31 protein-coding genes and 1 tRNA gene are annotated in these 25,877 nt (G+C 38.4%); 12 read left to right on the top strand and 20 right to left on the bottom strand.

The genetic code is table 11. From position 1 onward, the window contains the following. Window positions 1-29 precede the first annotated feature (29 nt). A complete protein-coding gene (gene glyA, locus IRT38_RS11990) occupies window positions 30-1,283 on the bottom strand; it encodes a serine hydroxymethyltransferase (protein WP_004915215.1) in 1,254 nt (417 codons plus the stop codon). Window positions 1,284-1,477: 194 nt separating this feature from the next. Between glyA and IRT38_RS11995 the strand changes: the two genes are divergently transcribed. Beyond that, window positions 1,478-2,266, top strand: a complete 789-nt coding sequence (locus IRT38_RS11995; RefSeq protein WP_194597817.1) for a DUF695 domain-containing protein — start codon at window positions 1,478-1,480, stop codon at window positions 2,264-2,266. Window positions 2,267-2,324: 58 nt separating this feature from the next. On the opposite strand, the gene IRT38_RS12000 is transcribed toward IRT38_RS11995, so the two are convergent. Next, window positions 2,325-3,557, bottom strand: coding sequence for an alpha/beta hydrolase (locus IRT38_RS12000; RefSeq protein ID WP_129262996.1), 1,233 nt, complete (start codon window positions 3,555-3,557; stop codon window positions 2,325-2,327). 248 nt (window positions 3,558-3,805) lie between these two features. Between IRT38_RS12000 and IRT38_RS12005 the strand changes: the two genes are divergently transcribed. The 10 genes from IRT38_RS12005 to IRT38_RS12045 all read left to right on the top strand — a co-directional run bounded on the left by IRT38_RS12005 (window position 3,806) and on the right by IRT38_RS12045 (window position 10,388). Beyond that, window positions 3,806-4,495, top strand: a complete 690-nt coding sequence (locus IRT38_RS12005) for a putative quorum-sensing-regulated virulence factor (protein WP_194597818.1) — start codon at window positions 3,806-3,808, stop codon at window positions 4,493-4,495. Window positions 4,496-4,639: 144 nt separating this feature from the next. Beyond that, window positions 4,640-5,203 (top strand): hypothetical protein, encoded by a 564-nt coding sequence (locus IRT38_RS12010; protein ID WP_099948533.1) that lies wholly within the window; start codon window positions 4,640-4,642, stop codon window positions 5,201-5,203. A gap of 120 nt (window positions 5,204-5,323) precedes the next feature. Next, a tRNA-Arg gene (locus IRT38_RS12015) sits at window positions 5,324-5,399 on the top strand. Between the two features lie 165 nt (window positions 5,400-5,564). Further along, window positions 5,565-6,818: a tyrosine-type recombinase/integrase gene (locus IRT38_RS12020; RefSeq protein ID WP_194597819.1), complete on the top strand. Its 1,254-nt coding sequence runs from the start codon at window positions 5,565-5,567 to the stop codon at window positions 6,816-6,818. A 12-nt stretch (window positions 6,819-6,830) separates the two neighbouring features. Then, the gene (locus IRT38_RS17630; RefSeq protein ID WP_260523783.1) at window positions 6,831-6,956 is read left to right on the top strand and encodes a hypothetical protein; all 126 of its coding nucleotides are present in this window, start codon (window positions 6,831-6,833) and stop codon (window positions 6,954-6,956) included. Window positions 6,957-6,990: 34 nt separating this feature from the next. Continuing rightward, the gene (locus IRT38_RS12025; protein ID WP_194597820.1) at window positions 6,991-7,428 is read left to right on the top strand and encodes a hypothetical protein; all 438 of its coding nucleotides are present in this window, start codon (window positions 6,991-6,993) and stop codon (window positions 7,426-7,428) included. A gap of 27 nt (window positions 7,429-7,455) precedes the next feature. Continuing rightward, window positions 7,456-8,100: an SOS response-associated peptidase gene (locus IRT38_RS12030; RefSeq protein WP_194597821.1), complete on the top strand. Its 645-nt coding sequence runs from the start codon at window positions 7,456-7,458 to the stop codon at window positions 8,098-8,100. Window positions 8,101-8,227: 127 nt separating this feature from the next. Next, window positions 8,228-8,854 carry a LexA family protein gene (locus tag IRT38_RS12035; RefSeq protein WP_194597822.1) on the top strand — a complete coding sequence of 209 codons (627 nt, stop codon included), beginning with the start codon at window positions 8,228-8,230 and terminating at the stop codon, window positions 8,852-8,854. A 14-nt stretch (window positions 8,855-8,868) separates the two neighbouring features. After that, window positions 8,869-10,164, top strand: coding sequence for a Y-family DNA polymerase (locus IRT38_RS12040; RefSeq protein ID WP_194597823.1), 1,296 nt, complete (start codon window positions 8,869-8,871; stop codon window positions 10,162-10,164). A gap of 5 nt (window positions 10,165-10,169) precedes the next feature. Further along, window positions 10,170-10,388, top strand: a complete 219-nt coding sequence (locus IRT38_RS12045) for a hypothetical protein (protein WP_194597864.1) — start codon at window positions 10,170-10,172, stop codon at window positions 10,386-10,388. A gap of 39 nt (window positions 10,389-10,427) precedes the next feature. Here the strand turns inward: IRT38_RS12045 and IRT38_RS12050 are convergent, their stop codons facing one another. After that, a complete protein-coding gene (locus IRT38_RS12050) occupies window positions 10,428-10,682 on the bottom strand; it encodes a hypothetical protein (RefSeq protein ID WP_125299819.1) in 255 nt (84 codons plus the stop codon). Between the two features lie 204 nt (window positions 10,683-10,886). Here IRT38_RS12050 and IRT38_RS12055 point away from each other — a divergent pair, with 204 nt between their 5' ends. After that, window positions 10,887-11,120 carry a hypothetical protein gene (locus tag IRT38_RS12055; protein WP_125299818.1) on the top strand — a complete coding sequence of 78 codons (234 nt, stop codon included), beginning with the start codon at window positions 10,887-10,889 and terminating at the stop codon, window positions 11,118-11,120. Window positions 11,121-11,395: 275 nt separating this feature from the next. On the opposite strand, the gene IRT38_RS12060 is transcribed toward IRT38_RS12055, so the two are convergent. The 17 genes from IRT38_RS12060 to IRT38_RS12140 form a co-directional block, all read right to left on the bottom strand. Beyond that, on the bottom strand, window positions 11,396-11,704 hold the full coding sequence (locus tag IRT38_RS12060; protein ID WP_194597824.1) for a DUF6527 family protein: 309 nt from the start codon (window positions 11,702-11,704) through the stop codon (window positions 11,396-11,398). After that, complete coding sequence (locus IRT38_RS12065) at window positions 11,705-12,250, bottom strand: glycoside hydrolase family 108 protein (RefSeq protein ID WP_194597825.1); 546 nt, start codon at window positions 12,248-12,250, stop codon at window positions 11,705-11,707. A gap of 59 nt (window positions 12,251-12,309) precedes the next feature. Beyond that, complete coding sequence (locus IRT38_RS12070; RefSeq protein ID WP_151769275.1) at window positions 12,310-12,684, bottom strand: hypothetical protein; 375 nt, start codon at window positions 12,682-12,684, stop codon at window positions 12,310-12,312. Between the two features lie 68 nt (window positions 12,685-12,752). Beyond that, the gene (locus IRT38_RS12075) at window positions 12,753-15,239 is read right to left on the bottom strand and encodes a phage tail protein (protein WP_194597826.1); all 2,487 of its coding nucleotides are present in this window, start codon (window positions 15,237-15,239) and stop codon (window positions 12,753-12,755) included. A gap of 1 nt (window position 15,240) precedes the next feature. Further along, entirely contained in the window at window positions 15,241-15,663 is a 423-nt protein-coding gene (locus IRT38_RS12080; protein WP_194597827.1) for an NlpC/P60 family protein, read from the bottom strand. Between the two features lie 2 nt (window positions 15,664-15,665). Next, entirely contained in the window at window positions 15,666-17,666 is a 2,001-nt protein-coding gene (locus IRT38_RS12085; RefSeq protein WP_194597828.1) for a GDSL-type esterase/lipase family protein, read from the bottom strand. Between the two features lie 59 nt (window positions 17,667-17,725). Continuing rightward, entirely contained in the window at window positions 17,726-18,583 is an 858-nt protein-coding gene (locus IRT38_RS12090; protein WP_194597829.1) for a DUF2163 domain-containing protein, read from the bottom strand. Continuing rightward, window positions 18,580-19,233 (bottom strand): DUF2460 domain-containing protein, encoded by a 654-nt coding sequence (locus IRT38_RS12095; RefSeq protein ID WP_194597830.1) that lies wholly within the window; start codon window positions 19,231-19,233, stop codon window positions 18,580-18,582. Before IRT38_RS12095 ends, IRT38_RS12090 begins: the two co-directional genes overlap by 4 nt. A gap of 10 nt (window positions 19,234-19,243) precedes the next feature. Beyond that, entirely contained in the window at window positions 19,244-22,009 is a 2,766-nt protein-coding gene (locus tag IRT38_RS12100) for a phage tail protein (RefSeq protein ID WP_194597831.1), read from the bottom strand. A gap of 78 nt (window positions 22,010-22,087) precedes the next feature. Beyond that, window positions 22,088-22,861, bottom strand: a complete 774-nt coding sequence (locus IRT38_RS12105; protein ID WP_194597832.1) for a hypothetical protein — start codon at window positions 22,859-22,861, stop codon at window positions 22,088-22,090. Window positions 22,862-22,940: 79 nt separating this feature from the next. Further along, window positions 22,941-23,168: a hypothetical protein gene (locus IRT38_RS12110; RefSeq protein WP_194597865.1), complete on the bottom strand. Its 228-nt coding sequence runs from the start codon at window positions 23,166-23,168 to the stop codon at window positions 22,941-22,943. Window positions 23,169-23,203: 35 nt separating this feature from the next. After that, window positions 23,204-23,524: a hypothetical protein gene (locus IRT38_RS12115; protein WP_194597833.1), complete on the bottom strand. Its 321-nt coding sequence runs from the start codon at window positions 23,522-23,524 to the stop codon at window positions 23,204-23,206. A 6-nt stretch (window positions 23,525-23,530) separates the two neighbouring features. Continuing rightward, the gene (locus tag IRT38_RS12120; RefSeq protein ID WP_194597834.1) at window positions 23,531-24,298 is read right to left on the bottom strand and encodes a hypothetical protein; all 768 of its coding nucleotides are present in this window, start codon (window positions 24,296-24,298) and stop codon (window positions 23,531-23,533) included. Between the two features lie 61 nt (window positions 24,299-24,359). Continuing rightward, window positions 24,360-24,800: a hypothetical protein gene (locus IRT38_RS12125; RefSeq protein WP_194597835.1), complete on the bottom strand. Its 441-nt coding sequence runs from the start codon at window positions 24,798-24,800 to the stop codon at window positions 24,360-24,362. Further along, entirely contained in the window at window positions 24,793-25,275 is a 483-nt protein-coding gene (locus tag IRT38_RS12130) for a hypothetical protein (protein ID WP_194597836.1), read from the bottom strand. Before IRT38_RS12130 ends, IRT38_RS12125 begins: the two co-directional genes overlap by 8 nt. A gap of 7 nt (window positions 25,276-25,282) precedes the next feature. Beyond that, on the bottom strand, window positions 25,283-25,477 hold the full coding sequence (locus tag IRT38_RS12135) for a hypothetical protein (RefSeq protein ID WP_194597837.1): 195 nt from the start codon (window positions 25,475-25,477) through the stop codon (window positions 25,283-25,285). Window positions 25,478-25,486: 9 nt separating this feature from the next. Then, entirely contained in the window at window positions 25,487-25,870 is a 384-nt protein-coding gene (locus IRT38_RS12140) for a DUF4054 domain-containing protein (protein ID WP_194597838.1), read from the bottom strand. Window positions 25,871-25,877: the final 7 nt, after the last annotated feature.

Genomic DNA, 25,877 nt, shown 5'->3' on the forward strand with positions numbered 1-25,877 from the left:
CCTTGCGGCGCTTTTTTTAGATATACAAATTAGTTTGCATATACTGGGAATTTTGCACAAACAGCTTCTACTTTAGCTTTCACTTCAGCGATAACTTTTTCATCACCTTTACTGTCGATGATGTCAGCAATCCAACCTGCAAGTTCACGAACTTCAGATTCACCAAAACCACGAGTTGTAACAGCTGGAGTACCGATACGGATACCAGAAGTAACGAATGGAGAACGTGGATCATTTGGAACTGCATTTTTGTTTACAGTAATGTGTGCTGCACCTAACCATGCATCAGCATCTTTACCCGTTACGTCTTGTTTGATTAAAGACAATAAGAATAAATGATTTTCTGTACCACCTGAAACAACATCATAACCACGTGAAATTAATACTTCAGCCATAGCTTGAGCATTTTTCACGACTTGCTGTTGGTAAGTTTTGAACTCATCAGACATCGCTTCTTTGAAGCAAATTGCTTTAGCAGCAATTGCGTGCATCAAAGGACCACCTTGGTTACCAGGGAATACAGCAGATTGAAGTTTCTTTTCGATTTCTTCATTTGCTTTTGCAAGGATTAAACCAGAACGTGGACCGCGAAGCGTTTTATGAGTTGTAGTCGTTGTTACATCAGCAATTTGAACTGGGTTCGGGTAAACACCAGCAGCAACTAAACCTGCAACGTGAGCCATATCAACAAAAAGATAAGCACCAACTTTATCAGCGATTTCACGGAAACGCTGCCAATCAACAACTTGGCTATAAGCAGAGAAACCAGCAACGATCATACGCGGCTTGTGTTCCAAAGCTAAACGTTCAACTTCTTCATAATCGATCTCACCCGTTTCAGGGTTTAAACCGTATTGAACAGCGTTGTATGTTTTACCAGAAAAACTTACTTTAGCACCGTGAGTCAAGTGACCACCGTGAGCTAAGCTCATACCAAGTACTGTATCACCTGGGTTGAGAAGCGCTAAATACACAGCAGAGTTTGCTTGTGAACCTGCGTGTGGTTGAACGTTTGCATAATCAGCACCGAACAATGCTTTCGCACGGTCAATTGCAAGTTGTTCAATTACGTCAACATATTCACAACCGCCATAATAGCGTTTGCCAGGATAACCTTCTGCATATTTGTTCGTAAGTTTTGATCCTTGAGCTTCCATAACTGCTGGAGAGCAATAGTTTTCTGATGCAATTAACTCAATGTGAGCTTCTTGGCGTTCGCCTTCAGAAGCAATCGCTTGAGCTAATTCTGGATCAAATTGAGCAATAGAAATATTGGCAAACATTAGCGGGGGTCCTATAAATTAGGGCTTTTAAGCCGTGCTAAAGATTGGTGCGTATTGTAGCATGAAGTTTGCCTTTTCACAGATTGATATTTATTTAATTATTCGTGAATTTTATTCATTCTGAATGTTCCGATATCAATGAAAATGATGAAGAATCTAACAAGTTTTTAAATAACTAAAATTTGGTATAAAAAATGGACTTCGAAAATACTCTGAACAATCATGAATTCCAACTTCCAGAAAACTGGAATTACTATATGTGTCAAATTGATGAGATGCCTGCAAGCTATTTTGTTAATTTAGCCTTGGCTGAAATCGCACCTATATCACAAAGATTACAATTAGTTTGGCTAGAAATTAAAATGAATCAACCGCGAGAAGATGGCTTATCTTCAAGTGAAGAATTTGACCATTTAATGGTTTTTGAGGATGAAATCATACCTAGCCTAACAGATGGAAGTCAGAGCATATATGTAGGGAGATTGACACATAATAAAATCAGAGAATTCTATTTTTATTGTAAGGATGCGACTGTCTTAGAACATAAAATTCAACTTATCATGCAAAAATTCTCTCAATATTCCTATCAAACTGGTCACCGCGATGAACCAGATTGGTCTTCATATTTTAAATGCATGTACCCTACTCCAGAAATATTACAGACTATATCTAATCGAGCTGTTGTTGAGAATCTTCTTCATTATGGTGATCGTCTACAGATAGCTCGACCTGTATATCATTGGCTTTTCTTCCAAAATGAAACAGACTTAGCTGAATGTGTACACAAGACTCAAGCTTTAGGTTTTGAAGTTGTACAAATCGATCAACTTGATGATGAACATATGAAGTTTTCTCTACAAATTTCTCGGATAGATCACGTTGATCAATATTCAATAGATCGTTGTACTTTAGAATTATTCGAGTTATGCAAGCTTTACAATGCTGAATATGACGGTTGGGAAACGGAAGTAGTTATTGATTAACAACAAGCCCAGTATTTCATTTAGCTGAAATACTGGGCGAATAAACGCGATTTTTAAATTAATTGCTCGCAGGCATCAATGTTTTCACATCGTTAACAATATTTGAGATATTTAGCACATAAGCAGTGCCATGATCCCATTCTGCATTAGTAAAATATTGAATTTGCGATCCTTTACTTCGTGCTAACAAGACAAGACCATCCGTTGCTTCACGAGGAACTGTTGTATCTTTACCACCCTGATAAATCAGTGCAGGTTGGCTCAGTTTAACTTGTGCAGGCTGTGAATCATTCTCCAAGAAAGTCTTAACCAATGGAATTGCCATAAAATTAGTTTGAGTTCGTGGATAGTTAGCTAGGCTACCATTTGTGAATGCATACGTTTGCATTGCCGCACCGAACTTCTGACCAACCTGATCGTAACAATCTAATTCTGCTCGACTTGCAATCTCATCCGTTGGTGATTTAAAGACGTTAATATAATTAAAAGTAGGTTGCAGATTTCTTATCCCTGCTGTGATTAATGCAGTAAAAGTATCAAGTTGAGCATACATTTGGATTTGCTGAGCGATAGGTGCATTTTCAACAGATTGCTCACCTTTAACTAGAATTGCTCCTAAGTTCGATGCTGGAGCTACTGCAACCGTGCCTTTATATTCCAATTTAGCGCGACTCGCATATTGCGCTGCACCTAGTGCTGCCTGCCCACCTTGGGAATGCCCTACAGTCACCCATTGACGTGAAAGCACTTTCCCCTGACTCGCCAAATAAGATCTTGCTGCAACAACAGCATCTGTTATTGAGTATGCTTCACTCTTAACATTTAAAAATGGATGTAATTCTCTCCCACTTGGTTCACCTAAACCTTCGTAATCTGGAGCTACAACAACATAGCCAGCTGCAAGAAACTTATTAATCATGTCTTGTATATAGATATTCGTTGCATTTCGACTAGGCGCACATTGATCAGCAACTCCCGTTGTTCCATGTGCCCAAACGACAACTTTCCAACCACCTGATGGCATCGTTCCCTTTGGAACGAATATCAAACTAGTCGCTAATGTTTCTTTGCCATTTTGTCCCAACATTTTATATGTCATGACAGAGCTTTCAGAAGCAAATGCCGAGAAATCAGTTTTTGTGTAAGCAACGGGCATTCCAACTACTGGATTTTTAAAGTTGTTTTCAGGAATACTTGGTTTCGATGTATAGCTTGAATCGTCACTTCCACCACAAGCCGTTAGAACAAGGCTCGAACTCAGCATAACAACCGTTAATAATTTCATTTTCATATATAGTTTTTCCTTAACTATTTTATTTTTGATGCATCTTTAGATCTTTTCTAAAGCATTTCACTGTCAACAATTACGCTTATTCGAAATGCGTTTCAAGTCTTTTCATCAGCAAAATAAGATTTATTTTTAATCAAAAAATCGAATTACCAGAGGAATATAGCGATTGCGAATCGAACACATCTTGGTTGAGGCATAATTTCGAGTAAGATATCAAATCCACTCTACTTCACTTAGGTCATAACCCAATGCAAGCTATCATTTTAGATACTGAAACCCATACATTGAATGGCTTACCGATAGAAATTGCATATGCACCAATCGAGATAGAGAGTGGTAAATTAAGTTTAGATAAAACCAAAATTTTTGATCAACTCTATCAAGTCGGTCAACCGATCTCATACGCCGCTATGGCAGTTCATCATATTCTTGAATCGGATTTGATCGATCAACCTTTTTATAATGAATTCGAATTACCAGAACAAACTGCGTATATCATTGGTCACAATGTTGATTACGATATTTCAGCAATTGCGAAATGTGGTGTTGATGTTTCCAAATTAAAGCCTATTTGTACGCTAGCGCTTGCTCGTCGTGTATGGGAAAATGCAGAAGCGCATAATATTTCTGCATTAATTTATTTAATTTCGAAAGGAAGTGATAAAGCACGTGAAATGCTGAAAGGCGCACATAGAGCTGATGCAGATATTATTTTAACAGCCAATATTTTGATGCATATCATCCATCATTTAAATATCCAAACAATTGAACAACTCTATGTAGCTTCAGAAGAAGCACGCATTCCAAAATCAATTAGCTTCGGTAAACACAAAGGCACTTCGATCTCTGATTTACCAACAGATTATGTGCAATGGTTAATGCGACAAGATGATCTCGATCCGTACTTAAGAAAGGCACTAGAAAATTATATCGTCTAAAAAAGCACGTTAATTTTCAATAAGTTCAATTATTTTCTATTTACTTTATGCAAATAGATGATATTTAATAATTTGTTAACATTTCTGTCACTTTTCAACTATATCTTAATCTCCATCTAGATCTTGACTGGGGGAGATTAAGAGATGTCACATTTTTTTAAAACGGAACTTGGACAAAATGCATTGCAACAACGCAATATCGCTTTGACTGCAAAACAACGACGACTTCTATTACTTATTGATCATGAAGACTTTCAAGAACTAGACCATAACTACAAAGAAAAAATTGCACCATCTGAGCTTGTTCAACAACTGATTGACATGGGTTTACTTGCTCAACAGGCAGAGCCAACAAATATAAAAGAAACACCTTTGGAACAAACTGCTCCTATCATTCCATCAGCAATTACAGAACCGCTTGAAAATAATCATTCAACAACACCAAGCCCTGATGAAGAAACATTTGAAAATATTGAACTTGAAAAATTACCTTTTGTAGAGATTCAACAAGTGATGATCCAAACACTAACCACCTATTGCGGTTTGATGGCTCGTCCTTTAATCCAAAAGATTCAAACAATAAAAACCGTGCAACAATTAAAAGCATGTCAAATGCAGTGGATTACCTCCTTACAAGAAAGCCGCATTCCACCGACTCAACTGAATCAAACACTTAAGCTAATTAATTATTCAGTTCAACATTTATAAATTTGACCTTATAAATAAGATCATAATTTGAATAATTGCTCTTTTAATAAGCAAGAAATCACTTGGTGGTCATGTTTATATTTACCTATATGATTTTTTTGCCTATCATGTGGCTCGCATGCGCTCATAGCTCAACAGGATAGAGTACAGGTCTCCGAAGCCTGTGGCGTGGGTTCGAGTCCCGCTGAGCGCACCAAAAATAAGTTTCATGTAGTATCAAATAGCTCCTAAAACCTTACAAAATAAGACTTTTAAGCATTTCCCTTGTATCACGTTGTATCATTAAATATCTATTTGTACCGTAAAAATAGCGGTATATTTAACGGTACATTGAAATCATAAAATCTAATATACCGTTATTATGGCTAAAATCGTTACCCCACTTACTGATAGTAAGATAAGAACTGTTATTTCTAATCAAAAAAAAGAAGATCAAAAGAAAGCTTTTAAGTTAGCTGACGGCAAAGGCTTGTATCTATTGATAGATAAGCATGGCGGTACATACTGGCGATTCGACTATACACGCCCTATCGTTAAGACTCGTAATACTATTGCAATTGGTGTCTACCCAGAAATTACATTAGCTCAAGCACGGCAGTATCGAGAAAAATTCAGATCAGAGCTAGCTAACAACCAAGATCCAGCAACTGAAAAGAAACATGAAGAACATCGTCAGATATTTGCTTTAAAAAATACTTTTGAAGCGATAGCTAAAGACTTCATGGAAACCGAAGTACTAGCGGAATCTACATCTCAAAGAAATCAGTTTGTTTATAAATACCTTTTTCAAGCTATTGGTCATCGCCCTATCAACGAGATCACAGCAATTGAGTTATTAGACATTTGCAAGATTTATGAAAAACAAGGAAAAGTAGAAACTGCAAGACGTATGCGGTCAAAAGCTTCTCAAGTGTTTAAATATGCTATTGCGTTAGGCATTTGTGATCGAAATGTTGCTCATGATATTCAAGGAATCATTAAACCAAGAAAATCTGAACACAATGCTGCAATAACAGATCCAAAGTTACTTGGTAAATTAGTATATTTAGCTGAGCAATATAATGGTCGTGGATCTATATCCGTCGCATATGCAATAAAGATACTGCCTCATGTTTTTACGAGACCAGGAGACTTACGACAAGCAAAATGGGCCGACATAGATTTTGATAATAAACAGTGGAAATTCACACCCAAGAAAACAGCAAACTCACTTTCTATAGATCTTATTGTTCCCTTGTCTGATCAGGTTTTTCAGTATTTTAAAGAACTATATACAATAAATGGAAATCAGGAGTTTTGCTTTGCTAGTAACTCCACTGCTGGTGTTATAAGTGAATCAAGCATCAATAAAGCACTTAAGAATTTAGGTTTTATTAATGGTGAGACAACTGGACATGGCTTTCGTGCAACTGCAAGAACTCTCTTGGATGAAGTTTTGAGATTTCCAATTGAACGAATTGAACAGCAACTTGGCCATCAGGTTAGAGATGTGAATGGTCGTGCATACAATAGAACTAAGTATCTTGAAGAGCGTGTTGTGATGATGCAAGCTTGGTCAGACTACCTTGATTCATTAAAGAGCAAGTATGAGAAATCTAAACTACTGCATGAATAATTGAGAATAAAAATGAAAGACTGGATCTACTTCTACATTGAACACACTATCAAGTATGGCGAGCCTTTTTATAAAGAGGCTGGGTGGTCAATTGGTTTAAAGAATAGTTACGACATTATGACTAAATTACCAAGCTAGTCGCATAGGAATTTTTTTAAATTGAGATCTTGAAATGGAAAGTAATAAGAACATATTAATTAGAAACTTAGCTGAAAGTGTTCTTAGATGCCTCGAGAATGAATTAAGCGGATTTGTTAATAGTTGCTACGAACGATTCCCTCATGGCTGTTGCGATATTGCCTCTGGTCTATTATATAGAGCATTATGTAATGAAGGTTATGAGGATATTTTTATAATTAGAGGTGCAAATAAAGATAATTTATATCATGTTTGGGTTGAAGTTGATGAATTAGTTATCGATTTAACTTCACATCAATTCGAACTCTTCGAAAAACCAATGATATTAATTAGAAAAAATGAATTTCCTTTAAATAAAATACCATTTTATTCTGATACTGAATTAACTGATATAAATGATTGGGACTATTTTAATTGCCTAGCTATTGAGTTTTTTGAGATTTTTTACAGTCAATATTATACTCGGCAATAATTTAAAAATGTAAAACTGAGGTACTACATGTGTGCCAACTATCAACCGATTTCAAAAAGTCGCGCTCAATTTCTAAATTTGTTTGAGCCTACATTTGACTATAAAACTGACGTATACCCTAACTATGAAGGTCCAATCTTGTTCTCAAAACGCGGGAATATTGAATGGCGTTTAGCTCGATTTGGTCTAGTTGCACCATGGTTAGATGATATTAAGAAAGCAAAGAATACATATAACGCTAGAACAGAGACTGTGGCGACAAAACCAAGTTTCCGTAATGCATGGAAGAAAAACCAATTTTGTCTTATTCCTGTTGAAACTATTTTTGAACCGAAATATATCGATGGCAAGTCTCATTGGTATGGGATTTATCGCAGAGATGAAATGCCTTTTACTGTTGCTGGCATCTACGAATATGCGGTTATAAATGGCTTTGAATACAGATCCATGTCTATGTTAACGATCAACTCTGATTCACATCCCTTCATGAATCAATTCCATGCTCCTGAAGATGAAAAACGTTCAATAATTGTTATTCCTCAAGAGCGCAGAAATGATTGGTTGAATTGCTCACATGATCAAGCTCAAGATTTCTTCTTCGAGATGCCTGTAGATGAGTTCACAGCAGCACCAAAATCAGAAATGCATAAATTCCGACCAAATACGCATTAGTCCGCGACAAGCTATGACTTCTAGTTGTTTATCCACAGATAAATAAATTTGAATTTTAAAACTAAAAATCTTTAACATATAAAAACAGATTCACTTCAAACACGCCTCGTAGCGTAGGAGTATCAAAATGTCTAAGAAGTTGCCTATCTACTTCTCGGATGGTGCATGGTCGAGTTTACAAACTCTCATGGGACCAGAAGGGAAACCTAGTACTACCATCAATTCCTTGCTTGAACAGATCTCGATACAAACAGATCTGATCGATAAGCTTGGTCTCACACCGATCCTTCCAAAGTCTAAATCCTCTATACCTATGGCTTTAGAGCGTATCCCTGCAGGTCCAGCTTTTGCGACCAAAGATGATCTAGAAACTACGGTGGATCTGAATGAATATCTCATTCACAACCCTATATCATCGTTTATAGCACGTGTAGACAGTGAGTCGATGTTGGGCGCTGGTCTTGAGATTAATGATCCCATCATCATCGATCGAAGCATTGAAGCAGCTCATCAAGATATTGTAGTTGCTCTAATCGATAATAAAGACTCTACGATCAAGCGACTTATGATTACAGCCAAAATGTCTAAGTCGGAAATCAAAGAGATCTTTGGTGATGAGGACTACCCTTTACCTAAGGTTTGGCTAAAAGCTGAGAATCCTGCTTTTCAACACATCATTCCTAAAGACAATCAAACTGTTATTGTCTGGGGTGTTGTGACGTTCAACTTAAAGCGTATGTGTAATCGCTCATAATAAGAAGAATAGTCATGAAAAGTAATACCAGGATATTCGCGCTAGTGGATGTCAATAACATGTACGCTTCATGCGAACGTGTTTTTAATCCATCCCTTAATGATCGCCCAGTAATTGTGCTTAGCAATAATGATGGCTGTGCCGTGGCTAGAAGCCAAGAGGCTAAAGATCTCGGAATAAAAATGGGTGTTCCACTATTCCAGATTGAAGACATTGTTAAGAAGTACGATGTGCAAGTTCTCTCAAGTAACTACGCTCTTTATGCAGAAATGTCACGCAGATTCATGAATCTGCTTAGCCAATATGTTGCGCCAGGAGAGCAAGAGATTTATAGCATTGATGAGTGCTTTCTTGAATTAACAGCATTCGAGAAAAACTATGATCTAACTGAATACGCTCAGGAAATGAGATTGAAGGCTCAACAATGGCTAGGATTGCCCTGTTGCATTGGGATTGGCCGCAGTAAGACTGAGGCTAAAATCGCAAATCACATTGCAAAGAAAAATAAATATTTTGATGGGGTTTGTAATTTAGTAGAGATGGACCCGTGTTCATCTGAGCAATTACTCGCGCAGATAGATGTTGGCGAGGTTTGGGGCGTTGGTCGCCAAAACTGTAAGAAACTAAACTTAATGAATATTAAGTCCGTATTGGATCTGATTGAGTCAAATCCGAAAGAGATTAAGAAAAGCTTTTCGATTGTAATGGAAAAAACTGTACGCGAGTTGCAAGGCGTTTCATGCATCGATATTGAAAATGAAAACCCATCAAAGCAGCAAATCATAAGTAGCCGTTCGTATGGCCAACCCGTCTTAGAGAAAGATGATATTAAATCATCAGTGCGATTATTCGTAACGAGAGCGGTAGAACGTATGCGTCATGATGGATCTATTTGTAAAATGATTGGTGTATTTATTCAGACTGGCCGTTTTAACCAGAGTGAAAAATACTCCCCCTACATCATCGTACAGATGCCTGAACATACAGATGATTTATTAGAAATTACCAGGGCGGCAATGAAAGGGATCGATCAGATCTACAAGAAGGGATTCAAATATAAAAAGGCAGGAATTGTTTTACTAGAGTTAATTCCCAAGTCTAAATTTGTACCTGATTTATTCACTGACTACACGCACCGCAATCAGCGCGAAAAGCTTTCAAATGCAATGGAAGCTATCAAACAAAAATACGGCAAAGATCATGTTTCATTAGGACTTTGCAATGACACTAAGGCTATCTGGCAGATGAATCAAAACCGCCGATCGCCCTCTTATTTAACGAATTGGAATGAACTTTTTAGAATAGGATAATGACTATGCATTTATTTAAATTAACTGATGAACAACTTACTCAAATGCTTATACCTGAACGTTTTGTTCCACCTACTCCACCAGAGTATGAAGGCAAGAATATGGTTTATGTATTTGATAGCGAGGATTCGTTTAATCTTACTTACGATGAACTTGTAGAAATTATAAGAAAAGCAAGACAAGCAGGCCCAAGGATGGTGCCTGTGATTGGAACAGCAAGCTAATTAGTTAAGATCAATATTCAAATAGCTCTTACATCAGAGCTATTTGATACTCGAATTAATAATCTCATCAAAATTTGGATAAAATTTCTCTAAATTATTTATAAGCTGTATTTTAGAACTCTCATCATAGAGTTTGAATTTTAATGATTTTATATATTCTTCTACAAAAATTAATCGACTAAAGTCTGAGTCTTTAAGTGATTTCTCATTTAAAAACATATGATAAGTCAAAAGAAATCTATTCATCCTATGATTAGTTCTGTTCCTTTCTCGAACATTCAATGTTTTATCCATAATTTTTTCCTCCTAATCTAGGATTGGAAAATAAATATTTTGAGAATAAATTAAATAAATTGTCATATTTCATACTATAAAGTAATTCACATTTGTTACATTTTTATGACAGCAAATTTTTGATTTTTTTCTAATTTTCATATAGATAACACAGTTTAATTATATTATTCTTTCATAAATTCTTAAAAGTGATGCATCAAAACCATGAGCGATACAAGTCTTTTAAATGAATTGAACCTAATGATCGATCAATATGTTTCTAGAAATGGGCGACAACCTGATCGAATTATTTTAGGTTACAAAGCCTATGGGGATCTAATGAATGATTCTGTATTTTCAAAAGAAGTGACCAATTCAGCACTGAATCCTAATAAAAGAAAATACAAAAAATTAAAAATTAAGGTGACTAAAGATGATCATCAAATAGAACTGGAATAGATGAAAAGAAAAAGCCCTCGATTGAGGGCTTTTTCTTTTCGTCTTAATAGTGAGCATAATTTTGCGCCAACTTATAACTGTATATAGAATCTTGCGCATAAATTTTCTCAAAACTTACAGCACTTCTTAAAGTGCTCTAACATGAATACCAACATTAACGTGAGTATTGATTGTTTTAGCTGTGCAGCTTGGCAATATACACATAATAAAAACGCTCAAAATCAATGAAGATAGTGAGCGTTTGCAATTAATCCTGAGAATATCTGAATGCATAATTACAGATCCTCAATCGGTACCATATCTACTGTTTGCCCTGCTAACGCATGATGACAGTCTGAAAGAAATTGAATTTTTCCGTCAGTTAAAAATAGATGGCAACGACTTTCTGGATAGTGGTCATTTACGAGCAGTGATGGTGTAAATGTTGGTTTAATAACATCACCATTAAACCCCCACTTGCTACCATTAGGATGACTATTAACATGAAACGGATGTAAATATTTACAACCAGGGCATTTAAACATATAGATACCACTGCTCCAATATTCCAGATATGGAGTTAATTCAGTTACTGTTTCAGTCATTTAGATCACCACTCGACTTGAGATCCAACCGTAAAAAAACTGTTCTTGTGTTGGATTGCGTTCACAGATTTCGATATAGCGCTGACCTTGCATGATGTTCAGAACTCGCACTAAAACTTTTTCGCCTTCTCTGCCACGTTTGGACATATAGGTTTTGAGTGCATTCAATGTTGCAGATCCATACACCCCATCAATTACTAAATCGGGCCAACCGCCTTTGCCTTGGTTGTTGAGTAAATTAAGGGCACGTTGCAATAATGGCTTGGCGAAGCCAGTGCCGCAATTAACTCCTGTATCGAGTAGCTCTTCAGCCACAGCGGCACTAATCGTATTTACTTGTTCAAATCGCGGCGAGATCCAATACTGTTTTCGATAAATATCTTTGGCCACAACTAAAGGTAGATCTCGCATATGACCTTTAAAGCCACTCGCACGTGCTACAGCTTCAGTAATACCGTACTTTGTAGCACCGCCTCGATCTGCGGGATTGTTTACATAACCGCCTTCACGTTTAATCAATTCATCTAGGTATTGTTCGATGTTCATTTCACTTTCCTTTATACGTAAAAAAACCGCCTTTAAGCGGTATAGGAATCAAATCAGCTTTATTTAAAAATTGAGCCAAATGTTTCTTTGACTTCCACAATGATCTCAGCAAGTGACTTGCCTTTCATCAGCTGCACAGCTTGGTACAAGATACCAATACACAGCATTCCAAACACAGCAAACATCAACATCACGAAGCCCTGAGCCATGTGTGAGTAATGTTTTGATAATTCATAGTATTCAATAAAAGCGGAGCCACCGTATAAGCTAATAGCAACACTGAAGACAAATTTCATAATCACGCTAACGTTGATTTTAATTCGCCCTTCTTTGTCTATATCTCCACTTAATGTTAGTGCGAATATGGCCCCCACAACTGCTGCTAAAATCTTGATGAACCACGGCAAAGCTTTAATTGAAAGTTGTTCATGCATTTTTACTACTCCAGAAAATGAAAAACCGCCAAAAGGCGGTATAAATTTTTACTATCAGTCGTTGATCTTTACTCAGAAGTACTTTGTGTAATCTGATTTGAATAGTTCCACGCTGTATCTTGCCAAACATCACGAGCTGCAACACGAATGTAGTACGGCGTAGTACTTTGTAAACTTCCTATAGTCGTTGTTAAACCTGATCCAATCCATGTTGGCTGAACTGTTGATGGATCAAAGTTTGAAGTAGCACTTAACCAAACTGCATAGTCTTTTAGATCTGGTGCATCACTTGGAGTCCAACTAACAGTGATTGAATTAGAGGTTGCAGATGAATAGATGTTCGATAATGCCGTAGGTACAGGGTTACTAATATTCAGCTCAGCAAAAGTGCTCAATTTATTAGCATTTTTACTAGCCACCCTTACTGTATAAGCACGTTTGACTCCATCAATTAATGCCTCCTCAATTGAGTAGCTATAATCAGAGTTAGTCGTTTCTACTTCACGAAGCAAAATCCCACTTGAAAGTATTTGAACAACGTAACCCGTTGCACCAGAGACACTTTGCCACTGAACTTTAAATGAAGTTCCAACAAATGGGGATTGCAGCGATAGCCCTTTAACACCTGAAGGACGACCACCTGTTAATGTGTAGCTATACGCTGAAACTTCATCTAATGTTTGCTCATTTTGCTCCAAGCCATTAAAACTAGTAAATTTCAGAAAAATCTGATTTCCGATTAGATTCTGATTATATGCATGTTCAAAAATGGCTTTGTCTAAACGAACAAATGGCTCACCTGCATTATGAGTTTGCGCATCATCAAAGCGTCCACGTAAAACGTCACTTAATGTATATAGTGATGTACCATTTAAAGTGGCCACTTGATAATTTAAGTACTCATCACCTAATTTACAAAGTGTCTGATCAGCTTGAGCGTCTTCAAGAGTGCCGCTAAACATTTGACTGACGGTATTTAGCTCAATTTGGAAAGCGGTATCATCAACATCAATTGCCGATACAAGCTGGCCGTAACGTGCAGATCCGTAAATAGTCCCGATCATTTCATAAGTTGTATTATCAAGACTAGCCCAAACGTTACAGCCACCCCAATTAATACCTCCCGATACAGCAACCCAAACTTGATTTTTTCCATCAGTCAGATCCAAAGGCGGTTCAAATATAATTGGTGCATTCACATTACCTGGTTCTTCATTCCCACCCTGATACCCATTCGAAGACTGTAAATCGTATTCAATTGCAGATCTTGAGCCTAACGCTAGTTCTTCTGCAGTAACGGTTAGCTGACCATCTTCATCCTCTTCTATTCGTGTGATTCGAACTGGAAATTGATCAAGGCCTAATCCTGAATCTGTCAATGTGACAATATCCATTGGCTCCAATCTGCAGTACTTCCAACCAAGATTAAATTCATATTCATTACGAACATAAAGCAAACGTTGCAGTCTTAATTGAGCAGCGTGTCTCGCCATTTTGGGTTCACAAAAGTAATGATGCTCAACTGGATCTTCTGAACGTAAACCGAACATCTCAATATTGGCTTGATCTTTCGCTTCAGCCGTTTCAGTGTTGTACTGGTTATAACGATTGATGTATTCAACTTGAATATGATTGTATGCATCTGTGTCACGACTACGGCGTACACGAACTGGTTCATCGTCACCAATAAAATCATCATCAGTTAAATGATATTGTGGCGTTAAATCGGGGGTAAACGTCACACCATTACCTGTTATTGCAGAATCACCAAAAGAACGAATCTTTAAGCCGTCAGGACTTGGAACTACAGCACAATTTACAGCCTCAACAATCTCATTGATTGTTTCAAAAGCTGCTTTTTGCTCTGTGAATGCAGGGCTAATTAACAAGTTTGCAGCTCTACAATAAGTTCGGAACTCACTCAAATCTGCGATATTTAGATTGGGTGCAGCTCCATATCTTGGATTTGTTATAAAGTCTTCAATGACATCAGCAGGATTTGCATCATCAATTGTCTCTGACAACTTAATGGTGCTAATGACTTCAAAATTGTGGTTAGAAAGACTCGCACTGTTTCCTAATTCATAATTTGCACAAGCAACATATGCAAGGTATGGATAGTTAATAGCATCATCTGGATGTTTTGAAACTAAATAACCCCAAACAGGATTGTTGTTGCCATCAAACAATTCAAACTGCAATTGATCGATTGGATCTAGGGTTAATGAACCATTCTGTTTTGGTACATATTGCTCTTTATCCACCCATATCAATCCAATTTTTTGGATTTGGTTTTCACATAGCCCTAACATTAAAGAAGCACTGTAACTAAAAGTAGTGTTTCTAGTTTTAGCACCACCACCTTTACCACCTGACTTTTGTACAGTCGTATGAGGTGTAGCCTTGAAATCACCAAACCAAATCATATTCGCGGCCACACGCGTCTTTCCATAAATTAGTGGCTGACATAGACCATATGCTGATTGTTGAATACGCATTGAATTAATGCGTGTATCAGACGTACTGATCGTTGTACTTCCAAATATTCCGCCCATATTATTCTTTCAGCCTCTTCATACGAAAAAAGCCCGCAACACGGCGGGCTAAACTTCCTTTGGTACCATCTTGGAGAATCACTCCCTGATGGATATAGGAGTGAATAATCGTAGGCCATTCGACAACAATTGCACCATGACTGATACATTTGCCAAAGTGGTATAAAACAATGTCACCAGGTTGTGGTTCATCGACTTCAAAACAGACGCTTTTGACTTGCTCTAAATAACGTTGTCCCATCTGGTGCATATGCCAGTCAGGTGGATACGGACGCGGATCTAAGTGATCCATCAAGCCCACTTTTTCATAGACTTCACAAATCAATGTCCCACAATCTACACCTACACCCTTAACTCGGCCCTGGTGATGATAAGGAGTACCCAACCATGTAAGAGCCTCTTGTACTGCTTCAATATTTTTCATAGTTAATACATCATTCGTTGAATGATTTGATTACATATATGATTTGCTTGAAGCTGTTGTCCGGCTAGATTTGGATGCAAACCATCTGACAAATAGCGCCCATTTGCTTGCCAAATCTCATAATCTTTCACAATTCCTGATTCGTTCATGCAGTCAATGATGTTAAATCCATATCGCTTTGCCAATTTAACCATCAAGTCATTAGCCGTTGCTCGCTCCGTTGTTTCAATATCCGCACGCTGCAACTGAGTGCAGTAAAAGCAGACGGCGTTCGGGAAGTTCTCACGGATCTTATACAGCGCCCAACGCATTGCCTCTGCAGTATAGGTTCGATCAAGATCAATGATCGCCTTACTCATCGCCGTTTCATATGTACCGAGCTTGATGTTTGCGTCATTCGTACCACAAGCAAGAATAATCACGTCGGGATTTTCAGCATTATCAATTGCTGTCTGAACTTGGTGCGCAATCTTTTGAAATGGAGCTTGGGACACATTCTCAAGGAACGATGCCCCACTTCTTGCATAATTTCGATAAACCGACATTTTAAGCATATCTTTGGCAAACTTCGCCCAGTTGCTTCGGAATGCGGTTGAATCAAATACAGCGTTATCAACGTCAGAAGTTTGAGTGATCGAATCACCAAACATCAGATATTTAGCACCAATTGCACGCGATGGCGTAGTTGTAGATGATCCGCTACCAATTCTCGATACAATTGCCATGCCATTGATGGAGCTGATACCACGCACGAAATCGGCGTATGTCGTTGCAGTCGTTCCACTCTCAACTTGAACAATGTTCAGGTCGGGATTTGAGGTGGATCGTTGCTTGACACTAAACTGAAAGGTCACGGCGTTTGTTGGAACTGCAAATGTTGCTTGCACGGCAGTAGTTGCAATCTGAACAACTGACAATACTGCTCCTGCAGTGTTTTTGAATACGCAATAGCGAACCAACTCAGGGTTTTGCACCAGTCCTGAGATCGTAATGTTCGACATATTTGTTACGTCGATCATAGGAGACGTAATGCTTGAGGCTTGCGCTAAAATTCTTCCATCATTATAAACTTCATAACCTATCAAAACCGCGGACTTATCAAATAGGTTTTTTGATGAGCTCGTGCTGTTAAATTGAATTGGCGTATCTGCAAGAGCTACTTGGTTTAGATGCGTAATTGCACCTGCTGAGTAAGCAACATATGCCGTTTTAGTCTTACCAAATTCGATTTGAGCAGTTGAAATATCAAGAGGATTGGTATTCCCTTGTTTCAAACTAATTTGAAATGAATACGCATTTACAGGAACAGCAACTAAACCCTCTACTATATTGTTATTTAAATACCCACCACTTATAAATACACCGTTCTGGTCTAGGAATCTGTAGTAACGTGGCGCAGTATTCGCTTGCAAGCCTGAAACGTACAAATATTCCTTGTTATAACAATATATTAGTCCTGAAATTGCACCATTCGCACTTGCCAACAAAGTTCCGTCTGGGCGCACTTCCATAGCTAATGTAACTTGTGATTGATCAAGTAAATTTGCTGTAGATGACGTTTTTACTGGTTTTAAATAACTATTAAAATCTGCTTTAATAAGATTAACCATCTCATCATAAGAATAGAAATACAGCCATTCTTGCCAAACTAATAAATCATTTCGTAAGCGCATTGCAAATGACTTCGTGTTATTCCCCATGACTGCAATTTGAGTAATAATATTTGGAGTTGTTGGTAAAACTAAAATATGTGCATATTGCGCTGTTTTATTAGGTCTATTTGTACTGTTATCCCAGACTGTACTTGTTAGAAATGTGTGCCACCCAGCCGTAAGTATTGTATTGCAATCTACTGCTGAAGCATAAGTTTTCTGTTTAAACATCGCATTTGCATTAACAAGATCCAGACTAGCAGTGTTTTCCAGAAATTGTTGTAACGCAGACTTAAAGCCAGCCTCTGTAACACCTGAGCCAATTAGATCATTAATATTAGGTAAAGCCATTTTTTTGACCCTATAAAAAAACCCTGCTAAATGCAGGGCTATGGTTAATGATTAAGTTATTAAATTGAAGTTTCTGGCACAGGAACAAATGGTGCTCCTCTGAACCTATCTCGATTGTTAAATCGATTGGTACACGTATCTAAACGTTTGTCACAACCTGGATATACTCGAATCAAGTCACCCGACACAGGAACATCTGATAGTGGCAGGGTTAGAAGTAAGGCACCTGCTTCATGTAAACGTACAGTTCGTTTAATTCCTGAATTTGCCCCACTAAGAAACTCCACTACACCTTGAGTAAACCAACCTTGTGGCTGACTTAATGTACATAAGATACGATTATTCGTACTGTTGGGATCTACAGTTGTATTTACAGCGAAGTCGGCATGAATTAGACCACATGCACCATCAAATAATGTATTTAAACATCCTGGTTGATATAAGTTTCTAGGCATCTGAACATCTAAATCATCTACATCTGAAACAACACTTGCATTAATTTCATAACGATTAAGTTCTGGTTCTACGATTCGACCTTCGAATAAAACCAATGTTCCTGCACTCGTATCAGTTGGTGTATTCACATCCATAAACACGCGCTCTAGCTTGAATCGTGCACCATCCATTTGACCATTATGAAATGCCTGAACAATTGGGATTCCACCAATTGTGTGAGCATCCGTTGCATTGATTGTGATAGATAAATTATCTACCTCGATGCCAATAGAAAGGCTGATACCATCACGTTGAATAATTTCACCACTTGAATAATAAACTTGGCCAGCAACATTCAAATCGAAATCGTAGCTAGTGGCTCTAATCATTTCTCCTTGTACCGTAGTGATGGTATAGAGATCTGCCATTAAAAACTGATCTGCATCAAGTAGTGCAATCAATTGCGGTGAAGCTTGTCTCATATCTTTTTTCCCAATGATCCCACTAATTCAACTTTGCCCGCTTTCCAAAGCTTATGCATAAAGTTGACATACTGTTGTTCATCGTCTTTAAAACGACATCGGTAATAAAATGTGCCTTTAACATTCAGTTCAATACCATCCTCAACAGGTTCAGTAAGAACTAGCTTGCCATCTGTAGTTACCTGAGCACTTGCATTATTCCACATGGGCTTTGCGGTATTTGTAGCCCACATCGTTTTTGTTGTTGTTTGATTCCACATATTGGGATTTATTGAGCTTAGAACTTGTTCTTGTGTATTAGCCAATGGTAATTGGCTGTTATACATTTTTTTATAAAGTTGAAATGATGTTGTAACTCCATCACCAACATAAGAACAATCAAAAGCATTATCATCAGGCATCTTATACAAGAACGAATCAAAAGCACCTCGTCTCTCTAAAAAGAATCCTTCAAGCTGTTGCAACTCTTGTCTCCCTTTATCCTCTCGCAAAAATGCATATGACAATGAAATTTCATATTTAGGAACGGCCTGAAAACTTGCTCTTAATTCACGACCATTGATTGAAGTCATGATCTTTGTATTAAAAATGGGAGTCTTTGTAGACTCCCATTCCAATCCTGGTAATTCAGGAAATAATACGTTTGACACTTTTACCTCCTTACTTTCCAAAGTTTCTGTTATACCCTTTCAAACCGCTGGCTAGATCTCTTCCGTGCTTTTTCATAAAGCGCTTAACATCTTTAGAATCCCATGCCTGGATATTGATAGATTGCATTGCACCTATATCACCTGCATATGCTGGCTGTTGAGCCATGGATCCATCACTCATAACAGCTTTGCCCAAGGCACGAATGGTGTTTGCATGTTGTTTTGGTAAGACCATTTCTTCCTCATGCAACTGGGTCATGGGATTCACACCTGCAGGAATGTCATAACCTCCGCGAGCAGAAGCAACTTTTCCAGCTAATGCAGCAACACCAGCAAATGCGATACCACCTAAAGCAATATTCCACGGTGGTGGTACTGATGCTAAAGCTTGAGCCATTGCTTGCCATGCACTGATCATGATGGATTTGATTGCCTCAAAAGAACGAATGGCTAGTCGTGCTAACACTCCTGATCCAGTTGCACTAGTCCTAGCAGCTTCACCAGTAATCGTAGCCCCTGTCTGAGCTGCTTGACCCATTGACTCTGCTACAGTCTCAGTTTTGATAAAACCTAGCTTTATAGCCAATCTTTGAGCCATTCCAGCCATATAAAGCTTTAAGGGTTCTGTAACCATCTTTTGGATAAAGAAGCCTGCCATATCGGTTAATACAGCGTTTGTAGCATTCCGCCATGTTAGAGTGCCATTCATCATGGCTTGAATACCCTGATCCCAAAGATTAGACATTCGAGAAATTAAACCGCCAAATTTGTCTTCAAAATCTTTCAATTCAGCTTCTTTAATAAGACCAATTGATTTTGTATCCAAAACCTTTTGATCAGTATCAATCTCAGAAATGCTATTTAGAATCTGATTTTGATTACCTTGCTTACCAGACTTCTCACTCATCTGATTTTCAAGCTCTAACCTTTCAAGTAATGCACGGCGTTTCAATTCACTTAATTGCTTTTCGAGATCGTGCTCAAGTTGGAGCTTCTGCACATTGGAAATTTTTTTAGCGTCAAATGCTGCTTGAATTTCGGCTTGATTAATTTCAAACAATCTTTGTGCAGATTGAAGCTCATTATCAATTCGCTCTTCTTGAAGTTTTTTAAACTCCTCAAACTCTTTAACCCGTAATGCTTTGGTTTTATCACTGGCATCTTTTTCTGCTACAACTCGAAACTTTGCCTTTTCTGCATCAGTAACTTTTGATTTCTCAATTTCACCTAATGCTTTTTTAAGATCCAAAGCTATTTTTTCTTCTTCAGATGCATACTTGTACCGAATATCAGCAAGAGCCTTAGCTGCCTGTTCAGCTTGACGCACAGCATCGGATTTGCCCTGCTTTGCCTTATCCGACTTACCTCCATCTGGATTGAGTGCCTTATTTTGTCCGATACCAGAAGTAACCCCTTTGCTGCCACCCCTACTACCAAGTTGAGCATTTTGGATATCTATTTTGGCTTGAGATAAACGATCAAATGAGGGTGTTCCACTAAAGATATTAGAAGCTGAATTAATTGCGGCTTTGGTGGTACCAGCAATATCAACCACAGTATCTTTGGTTTCAGTCCAGATTGCCTTAACGCCACCAGCCAGAGCCTTACCTTTAGCCAGGATCCCATCCGCATTTACAAAGTTTACGGCAGTACTTCCAATAGTCCTTAGATTACTCATCACACCAGACATTAAACGCACAAGATTTTGTAATCCAGCTCCAAGCCCTACAATAACAACTGCAACACCCTTAGCAACTGAGCCTAATGTCTGAATAACTCCGGTAAATGCTCCACCTTTTGTAGTGCCATTCATGAAATGACTAATTACACCGCTTAAAGCTGGCATTACTGCTTGAGCCAATTGATTTTTTAAGCCGGTGTACTGCATTTGAAGTACTTCAGTTTGAGCCTTTAATTCAATGGATTTTTGAATTGCCTCTTCACCAGTAATAATCCCTGCTTCTTCCATAGCAGACTGGTATTCTTTCCAAAGCTTACCGCCATCTTGCAAAATCGGGATTAATCCAGTGAGATCTGAGCCCATACTCTCAAGATAGAAAGACATTTGCTGCTGGTTGACTCCAGCTTCTTCCAGCTTATCGACATAAGTCTGTAAGGCTTCCACACCATCCATCTTGGACATTTCTTCAGCAAGCTTTTTCGCCCCAGCGGCACCACCTTCAGTTTTAACGGCGATTTGCTCAAAAAAGTCCATTGCCCCACCAGATCCTACAGAGGCAAACTCACCAATCTTTTCATTGAAGTCTTTCATCATGTCTGAAAGTTTTTCTTGAGAAAAACCTAAAGTTTGTGCGGCACCAGATAATCCTTGAAATGATTGTAATGAGGTATTTGCTAGGGCTGAGAATTTAGCGAGTTCAACATTATTATTGGCTACTTCAATTGCCAGTGTTGCCATTCCTGCTGCAGCAACTGCAGCTCCTCCAACTGCTAAACCTGCAACTGCCCCTGCAGCAACAAGCGCACCACCACGCAGAGCTCCTAATTTGGAGGTAATACCATCGAATGCCGAACCTATTTTTGACCCGCCAATTGCCTGACTAATTTGGTTGCTAAATCCTTCAGAAATAGACTTTGAAACATAATCAAATTGTTTCTTGATACTTGAAAGATCAAACTTAAATTTCACCCCTTTGGTGGAATTTTCAATTTGCTTGGCAGAATCAGAAACTATTTTTCCAGCATCATCCATACCCTTTTTAAGTTCGGATGTTTTTGCACCCACATGGACTTCAACGCGGTTATTATTTGCCATACGAACCTCTTAGGCATAAAAAAACCACCCGTAGGTGGTTCTGGTGGAATTGAAAAAAACTGGACAGTGCTTTATATCTTAAGAATATGGAAATACTGCATTCTTAAATAGACTTATGCTTTTTTCTTTTTTATTTATAGCTATTTTTTGAAGGATCACCCCCATATTTTCGTCATTATTTCTTTTATGAAAAATTTCAATCTTCTCTGCTTTATTAAAATCTTCATATGCTGGGTAAACAGTATTATTAAAAAAGTAAGGTTTCAATTCTTTATTATCAACTTTATAAGCAATAACGGCATTTTTTAATTCATTGACTCGGTAATCATCAGTGTAACTCTTAGCTTCCTTAAGAGCAAAATTCCTCTCTACTAACCACAAATTTTCTAAATTAATTTGATAACCGCTACTGACATAATCTACTCTAATATTTGGATATTTATAATTTCCAGATGTATATAATGGAATAGCACTTTTATTCTCATAAACTTCCTTGAATGGGCCACTGTCAAATTTTGTATAGGCTTCATCTTTAAATAACTTAAATATTCTATTTAGATTATCTGCCTTAACAAATAACTCATTACCATTATATGTGACTTCATAGTCTGGGCACTTAAATTTATATTTCTTTTGATTAGATGTAATAAAATCACCCAAAACAACTTCACGTGAAGAGTTTGGAAATTCTGCAATAGTTTTATATTTGGCAAAAATATAAACTTTGTCATTCACACCAGATACTTCAATTTTTACATTGTCGCAATTCACCCCTGCAATTGTAGGTAAACCTTCCCCATAAACAAAACTGTTATATAGTCCCAATATCCCAACTAATAATATCTTTTTCATGCTTTCACCGATTTTATAGGTTAAGCGTAATTTAACAAACCGATCACACTTTGTCATACGTACATATATCAGGGCGGCCTTAACCACCCTGTGGAAAATTCGATAAAACTTCCAGCATATCCTCCTCATCATCATCTGAAACGGTTATTGCTGGGTCTGTCTCTTCGATACCCGCGAAAGCTTCCAAGATACGGCAAAGCCTTTGCACTCCGATATTGGTGGGAGGGTTCCTTTGCTGATACGCACTTAATGCTCTAAATCTAGGCAGATCCATTTCATTACGTACATAGTCGTAATCTTTACCTATGGTCAACACTAAATGCGTGTAAAGCTCCTCCCAGTTTATTCCCCCGAGCTTTCACCTGCCGGTTTACCTGTGCCGGTATATTCCAAGCCTGAGGTTTTAGTTACTAGTGATAAGACCTCTTCCATGTTAGCCATATCTAAGAGCTCATCCGAAACATATTCACGGGTAATTTCTGGATAATTCCGCTTTAAACAAATATGGGCCATGTCTACAATTACGGACACAGGGACATCATTTGAGCTTAACTGTTCTTGGAAACGCTCAAGTGTGCCCAATGGAGCCGGAGCAAAAATCCATGTCTGACCAGCAATTTCTTTACTATTACCACGAGGGTTTTCAACTTGTGAGAATTGCATCTGTTATTACTCCGATAAATCAAATTTGAATACACGCCCCAGATCATCAGCCATCGGCTGAAACTCAAATTCAGGAATATCATAATCATCCTGCTTTGAACTGAACCCTAGTTTGTTACTGGTACAACGGTAGAATTCCATACCCATGAATTTACCCTTGTAATCTCGTTGAAGATCAACCGTAAACTCTGGTGTGTAACCCATATCTAGGTTTGAAACCACTATAGATTTAGACCCAGCAACTGTTGCGGAATATTTAAAACTGATAAACACAACTTTACCTGCATCAGCTGCAGCAAAAGTATATGCTCCAGTTGATTGATCTACGCTGTACTGTCCTGCTGTTGGTGCACTGGCCACACGTTTTAGAGGAATAGCCTTAGAATCAGTTACACCCAGATCTTTCACATACGTACCACTATTGGGAACAACGGGTGTAAGACTTCCACCAACTGGAATGGTTTCACCATTAATCGTCTGAGCTACAGTTTCAATACCCCCTTCAGCAACAATACCACCGAAAAATATTGAATTAAGCAAAGCGCCATTTATACGGCCAAATGAAGCCTTACACTTAATAGTGCCTTTACCACGCGCTGCATCAACTGCAAACTGACCACGTCCAAAAAGCTCTTTTAAGTCGTAGCTAATATCAACTGAAACCGATTGCATTACCCCAACTTCAACAGGAGTAGGATTGGTAATCGATTGGCCATAAACATCTCGCACAGGTGTTGCAAAGATCTTACCTGCACCGAATAAATACTGAGCCATTATTTAGACCTCTCTAAAATGACAAAACCGCCCTAAAGGCGGTCAAAAATTGAATAATTGTTTAACTGGTTGTAAGGATCCGAATCGGAACAATGGCAATCCCTTGGTCATCAAGCATGTTTTCCACTGCTTCAAAAACCTCGATCGTGCCCTCGATCCAGCAATGCTCGACCAATCCCCCTAAGGTTTGGTATTCGCAGATGTCAGGATGATCAGGTGCAAGCTTGGCACGCACTTGATCAATCATCTGATTCAACTGGACCGACGGAGGTATCGTTGGATCTGATTCATGAATGTAAACGTACACTTCCGCTTCGAGTTCAACCTTGGCATCCAAGCCTTTCACTGGTGCTTCAGTTTGATTGCCTTGCGTCACGAATAAAGCTGGACGCTCTTCAGGTGCAACATGATTGAAATGCTTTAAACGCCGACTGGTGGTTTTAATCCCCTCGATGCCTGACAAGCGATTAAACAATGCCTGGTAAATGGCTTCACTATTCACTGCTCAATCCCCTTTCAAATGCAGCATCAATATTCTTCGGTACTATCTTCGCCACTTCATCCAATGAATCACGCATAAAACGGCGCTCTTTCATGTCGACTTTACGTGAATGGGCTTTAATCATGATTTGACGTGGTGTAATCGGCTGACCAAAGACTTTCTTGATCATCCGAAGATGCGCCTTAATCGCCATCGCACCTTTAAGCCCAAATTCATGAGCAAAGGCATACGGCACCAAAGCACCACCTGCACCGACTGTACCCTCGATCCAGTCTTTATCCTCTTCCACCTTGGATGAAACGGATCCTCTTAAACGTCCAGATTGCACATTCAAGCGCTGACCTGTCAGCATGTCTTCCTGAATGGTGCGCTGAAGTTTAAGTGTGAGTGCATTTACCGTGCGCCGTATTTCATTACGTACACGTTCATTGACCTCGTTAAAATCAACATCAGCATCAACACGGTAATCACTCATACATCACCTACTTTGCAGCAGCAGTTTCCTTTTTAGGTTCTGCTTTGGTTTCAGGTACCGCACGTTTAAAACCATGCGGTGCCAAGATGTGTGCAATGTCGGTATCCGACTCGATCACACCCTTTTCAACCTTGTATGTGGTACCTGCAATTTCAAGCGAGGTCGCTTTAAAATCAACAGGAGCTTGATACTTAAATGACATGCCTTGCTCCTAAACAACAAAAGCACCAACGCCCAAACGATTGGGATTGGTACCATCATTGCCGATTGGAATTGAATTTTTTAATGCCAAGTAACGCTGGCCATAAATGCTTTGGTTATAGAACGCATCAGCGCCGGAACGTGAAAAGCTCACACTCTGACCTGCAATGGTCATACTCGAAGCATCTGAAAAGCTGTTACCTGACTTTGATTTGAGTGCAACCTTGAGAATATGTGCTGCATATAGACCCACAGCACGTTCTTTCAGATCACCAAATTCAAGTGACTTCACAACGAGATCCGCTTCCTCTAATGCGTCTGCAATTTCTGCATCAGGAAGATTCATCAGCGCTGTGTCGTACTTGAACTTCAATTTAAAAGCTTGTGTGTCCATAGATCAC

The sequence above is a fragment of the Acinetobacter sp. SK-43 genome, assembly GCF_015351505.1.
Classification (GTDB): Bacteria; Pseudomonadota; Gammaproteobacteria; order Pseudomonadales; family Moraxellaceae; genus Acinetobacter; species Acinetobacter junii.